The organism is Nocardioides sp. NPDC057772 (assembly GCF_042798075.1).
Classification (GTDB): Bacteria; Actinomycetota; Actinomycetes; order Propionibacteriales; family Nocardioidaceae; genus Nocardioides.
In genome coordinates this window covers 23701-28673 of sequence record NZ_JBHVKN010000047.1, presented here as the reverse complement: position 1 = coordinate 28673, position 4973 = coordinate 23701, and the positions used below count along the sequence as shown (strand labels likewise).

Sequence of the window (4973 nt, the reverse complement as noted above, 5' to 3'; positions counted from 1 at the left end):
GGCTCGTTTTGGTCAAGACGAGCCGACTCGGCGGTGGCTATGGCGTCAGGCGGTGGAGGTCGCGCGGGAACAGGGTGACCTCGCGGATGTTGGCGGCTCGGACGAGCCGCGCCACCCACCGCTCCAGGCCCAGCGCGAAACCCCCGTGGGGTGGCATCCCGTGCGCGAAGGTCTGCAGGTACGAGGCGTACGCCGCCGGCTCCTCGCCGCGGGCACGGATGGCTTTCTCGTAGTCGGTCAGCCGGTGCAGACGCTGGCCGCCGGTGACCAGCTCGAGACCTCGGAAGAGCAGGTCGAAGCTGTTGCTCCAGCGCTCGTCGTCGGGTTGGGGGTGGGTGTAGAACGGCCGCTTCCGCATCGGGTAGCCCTCCACCGCGAGCAGGTCGCTGCCATGGGTCTGCCGTGCCCAAGCGCCCAGCGCGCGTTCGTGCTCGGGCGCCAGGTCGGGCTCGTCGGCAGGAGCGCCGACCAGCTCGAGTGCCTTGGTGAAGTGGATCACCGGGATCTCCGGCGGCACCGCGGGAAGCTCGACGCCGAGCCGATCGACCGCGCCCGCTGCGTACGTCTCGATCCCCTCGACCATCCCGGCGATCACCTCGCGGAGCACGGCCAGCACATCCCGGTGGTCGCGGGTGAAGCCGAGCTCGACGTCGAGGCTGACGTACTCGGCGAGATGGCGCACCGTGTCGTGCGGCTCGGCGCGAAAGACCGGCCCCACCTCGTAGACCCGCTCGAAGATGCCGACAGCTGCTGCTTGTAGAACTGCGGCGACTGGGCGAGATAGGCGGGGCGCCCGAAGTAGTCGATCTCGAAGACGTTGGCCCCCGACTCGGTCGCCGACTCCACGATCTTGGGGGAGTAGACCTCGGTGAACCCGGCCTCGTCGAGCGTCGCCCGGAAGCCGTGCAGGGAGGCCGTGGCGAGCTCCCAGCGCGCGCGGACCGAGGGGTGACGCCAGGTCACCGGCGCGTGGTCGAGCAGCGTCGGTAGACCGGCCGCCAGCTCGGGGCGCCACAGCTCGACCGGCGGGGTGAGCGCCGGCTCGGAGAGCCCGGTGACCGTCGGTGAGGTGACCTCGACACCCCCGGGTGCCTGAGGGTCGCGGGTGGCGATTCCGACCACCTCGACCGGCGTCTCCTCGGGTGGTGCCTGCTGTCCGTCGGCCGGCCTGATGACCACCTGCGCCAGGCCGCTGCGGTCGCGCAGCACCAGGAACGTCACGGTGGCCAGCTCGCGACGGCGGTGCACGTGGCCGCACAGCCGGACCGTGGAGCCGGCGGCGGCCGAAGCGAGGTGGGCGGCGAGCGTACGGTCTATCGGTTTCATCGTTCCTCCAGGCGGCGAGGCCCTGGAGGTGTGGGCGGGGGCTAGGTCGCGGTGCCACCACACCTTCGCTGATGTGTCATCAGCCTCTCGTCGATACGCCGTACGCGCGGGCGCCGCCGTGCCATGTGTGGCCGAGGGTCGTCACTCCTCGGCGGTGCCGGTGGCGATCGTAGGTGCCGCGCCGCGGGCCCTGCCAACAGGTTTTCGATCGTGACGCCAGTCACATCGGTTCGTTGAAGCGGACATGCGCCCGTTTCTGCTGAGTCTTCTCGGTCTTCTCGCTGCCGTCGCACTCGTTCTCGTCCCGGTCTCCGCCTCCGCCGCTGCGGGGTCGAGCCGGACCGCGATCCCACTGCCGGGATCGCCCTACGGTGACCCCGTCGGGGCCAACGACTGGGCGTGCGCGCCCTCGACGGAGCGGCCGACACCGGTGATCCTGGTGCACGGCACCTTCGGCGACCGCCGGTCGCTGCTGGACCCGATCTCGGTGGCGACGAAGCGGGCCGGTTTCTGCGTCTACTCGCTCGACTACGGCAACAGAGCGACCGGAGACATCCGGGACTCGGCCGCGCATCTGGGTGAGTTCATCCAGCGCGTGCGCGACGTCACCGGCGCCGAGAAGGTCTCCCTCGTGGGGCACTCCCAGGGCGGGATGATGCCGCGCTACTACATCAAGAACCTCGGTGGTGCGGCCCTCGTCGAGGATCTCGTCGGCCTCGCCCCGTCCAACCACGGCACCTCGATCGTCATCGACGGCGGCGCGACCGGCGCCACCGGACTCTGCGTCTCGTGCGCCCAGCAGACCGCCGGGTCTCAGTTCCTCGCCGACCTGAACGCCGGCGACGAGACCCCGGGCGACGTCTCCTACACCCAGATCGTCACCGCCACCGACCAGGTTGTGGTGCCCTATACGTCGGGTTTCCTCGCCGAAGGTCCGAACACCACCAACGTACGCATCCAGGACGCCTGCGCGCTCGACCTCTCCGAGCACCTGCTCATCCCGATGAGCGCCGCCGCGATCGCCCTCACCCTCGACGCGCTCACCCATGAAGGGCCGGCCTCTGCGGCATTGAAGACCTGCTGACCGCTGCGGTCACCAGATGGTGTGGATGGACTCGTACGCCTGCAGCCTGCTGTCCTTGGTCACGAGGGGAAGGTTCTCGAGCATGCTCTGAGCGGCGAGCATGCGGTCGAAGGGGTCGCGGTGATCCCAGTCGAGCTCTCCGGCGAGGCGCGAGTGGCTGAAATCGATCGGCAGCCGCTCCAGGACGTGAAGTCGGGTGCGGTCCTCGAAGGTGGCTGCCAGGGTGCCTCCGCCCGGTAGCCTGCTGAGCCGGGTCTTGGTGGAGATCTCCCAGAGGCTCGCCGCCGAGACGAACACCTCGGTGTCGATGTCGATGACGGCCTCGTAGGCGGTCGGGCTGAGTCGGTCGGGGTCGCTCACCAGCCAGACGTAGGCATGTGTGTCGAGGAGGACCCGCTCATAGGTCTTCATCGAGCGAGCCCTCCCAGGCGGCGATCTCGTCGTCGGGGAGCGGGTCGAAGAACTCGTCGGGCACGCTCACGCGCAGGCCGCCGAGGACCCGCCTGGTCGGCCGCTCGATCGGCACCAGGCGCGCGATGGGGTGGTCGCCTCGGGCGATGATGACCTGGCCGCCCGCCTCGACCTCGGCGAGCAGGCTGGACAGGCGTCTTCGCCTCCTGCACCTTCACGACATGGGCTGCGCCCATGCGTCCGCGGTAGGTTGGTCAACCAGGTTGGTCAACCCATGGCCGCGCCACGCTGAGGGGGACAGGATGCATCTGGACCTGGTCACGATCGTCGTTCCCGACTACGACGAGGCGGTGGTGGTCTTCCGCGACGTGCTCGGGTTCGTGGTCGCCGAGGACGCCCCGGCGACCACGAACGACGGCCGCCCGAAGCGATGGGTGGTCGTCCGTCCGCCCGGCGGCGGCACCGGCTTCCTGCTCGCCCGGGCCGACGGCCCGGTGCAGACCGCGAGGGTCGGCGACCAGACCGGTGGCCGGGTTACGTTCTTCCTGCGTGTGGACGACTTCGGCGCTACGTACGAGAAGCTGGTCGCCGCCGGGATCGAGCTCGTCGGGCCCGTGCGCGAGGAGCCGTACGGGACGCTCCAGGTCTTCAGGGATCCCTTCGGGAACCTCTGGGACCTGCTGTCAGGGTAGGCGCACGAGCGCCTGGACCGGCGTGTGGTCGCTGGGCCAGCGGCCGTCTTGGGTCCAGGTGTTGATCGCCGCCGCCTTCACGGTCACGCCCGGGGTCGTCAGGATCCAGTCGATCCGGTTGCCGGTCGGGGACGGGGTGCCGTAGTTGGGGAAGGTGCCGAAGCGAGGGGTCAGCTGCTTGCCCGCCAGCCAGGTGTCGGTGAGGCCGCCGTCGGTGACAAGGACCGAGTAGGGAGCCGAGGCTTCCGCGGCCGCGTTGACGTCGGCGGTGAAGACGGCCGGGAGGCCGGTGTCGGCGATGAGCGAGCGGACGACCTCGGCACTCCGGACCCGTGCGTTCTCGGACTGGTGGTCGAAGTGGGAGTTGACGTGCAGGAACTCGGTGCCGGTCGCCAGGTCGCGGAACCGCACCCAGGTCACGATCCGGGTCACCGTGTTGCCCCAGGTCGCCGAGCCGATGAGGTCCGGGGTGTCGGAGAGCCAGAACTGGTCCCACCACAGGGCCTCGAGGCGGGAGGCGTCGTAGAAGATCGAGGAGTACTCCCCGGCGGCGCCGCCGTCACGCCCGAAGCCGAGCATCCGGTACTTCGGCCCGAGGCCGGCCTCGAGCGCGCCGAGCTGGTTGAACTCGGCCTCCTGCACGCCCAGGATCGTCGGCTTCTCGAGCTCGACGAACGCGGTGACCAGGGGCTTGCGCTCGGGCCAGTAGTCCGGCTGTCCCGGCTGCGTGCCCTCGCGGTCGTAGCGGATGTTGAAGCTCATCACGTGCAGGTCGGGTGCCTTGACCTTGCCGATCAGGGGGCTGTCCGTGGGCGTCTGGCCCGCCGCGGGCAGCGCGCCGCCGACCGTCGTGCCGACCGCCGCTGCCGCGCCCAGCGCGCTCGCGGACGTGAGGATGCCTCGCCTGGTGATGCTGATGCCCGATTCCATCGTCGCTCCTTGAGTGGGGGTTTCCACCACCTCAGCAGGTGCAGATGAGCACTCGCGGAATTCCGGGTGAGCGGCCCCGGACGGCTTCGCTACGGGGTCGGCTACGGGGTCGGCTACGGGGTCGGCGAGGCGTAGTAGCGGCAGCGGTGGTGCTCGGTGAAGCCGAGGGACCCATAGAGGGCGAGACCGGCGTCGTTGGTGGTCTCCACGTGCAGCCAGGCGGCGCGGGCGCCGCGCTCGGCACCCCACTCGAGCAGGGTGGCGAGGGCCTTGGTGGCCAGCCCCTGACGGCGGTGGGCCTCCACGACCTCGAGGTCGTGGACGGCCAGCCAGTCCCGCTCCATCGTGCCCATGATCCGGGCCCTGTCGCCGAGGGTGATCAGCACCTGCGCGTCGTCGGTCCCGCTCACGGTCTCGACCCGGGCGTCCTCGACGGGTGGCGGCAGGATGCGGCGGGTGGCGGCGAGCCCGGCGAGCTGGAACTCGACGGTCACGTCCTCGACCCAGCCGCGCGCGACCAGAGCCTCCTC

The 4973-nt window shown here is 70.3% G+C and carries 6 protein-coding genes and 1 pseudogene; 2 read left to right on the top strand and 5 right to left on the bottom strand.

The genetic code is table 11. The features are described from left to right. Nucleotides 1–37: 37 nt before the first annotated feature. Nucleotides 38–1326: pseudogene (aspS, locus tag ACFVJS_RS10950) on the bottom strand (aspartate--tRNA(Asn) ligase). 244 nt (nucleotides 1327–1570) lie between these two features. Here aspS and ACFVJS_RS10945 point away from each other — a divergent pair. Further along, nucleotides 1571–2410 (top strand): esterase/lipase family protein, encoded by an 840-nt coding sequence (locus ACFVJS_RS10945; RefSeq protein WP_378879399.1) that lies wholly within the window; start codon nucleotides 1571–1573, stop codon nucleotides 2408–2410. Nucleotides 2411–2419: 9 nt separating this feature from the next. On the opposite strand, the gene ACFVJS_RS10940 is transcribed toward ACFVJS_RS10945, so the two are convergent. After that, complete coding sequence (locus ACFVJS_RS10940; RefSeq protein ID WP_378879396.1) at nucleotides 2420–2821, bottom strand: type II toxin-antitoxin system VapC family toxin; 402 nt, start codon at nucleotides 2819–2821, stop codon at nucleotides 2420–2422. Then, a complete protein-coding gene (locus ACFVJS_RS10935; RefSeq protein ID WP_378879394.1) occupies nucleotides 2808–2936 on the bottom strand; it encodes a hypothetical protein in 129 nt (42 codons plus the stop codon). The genes ACFVJS_RS10940 and ACFVJS_RS10935 overlap by 14 nt, the downstream gene beginning before the upstream one ends. A gap of 187 nt (nucleotides 2937–3123) precedes the next feature. On the opposite strand from ACFVJS_RS10935, the gene ACFVJS_RS10930 reads away from it, so the two are divergent. Next, the gene (locus ACFVJS_RS10930) at nucleotides 3124–3513 is read left to right on the top strand and encodes a VOC family protein (protein ID WP_378879391.1); all 390 of its coding nucleotides are present in this window, start codon (nucleotides 3124–3126) and stop codon (nucleotides 3511–3513) included. On the opposite strand, the gene ACFVJS_RS10925 is transcribed toward ACFVJS_RS10930, so the two are convergent. Together ACFVJS_RS10925 and ACFVJS_RS10920 are read right to left on the bottom strand one after the other, a co-directional pair. After that, a complete protein-coding gene (locus tag ACFVJS_RS10925) occupies nucleotides 3505–4443 on the bottom strand; it encodes an endonuclease/exonuclease/phosphatase family protein (RefSeq protein ID WP_378879387.1) in 939 nt (312 codons plus the stop codon). The genes ACFVJS_RS10930 and ACFVJS_RS10925 overlap by 9 nt on opposite strands. A 113-nt stretch (nucleotides 4444–4556) precedes the next feature. Then, nucleotides 4557–4973, bottom strand: a 417-nt coding sequence (locus tag ACFVJS_RS10920; protein ID WP_378879384.1) for a GNAT family N-acetyltransferase, incomplete at its 5' end; no start/stop codon positions are given.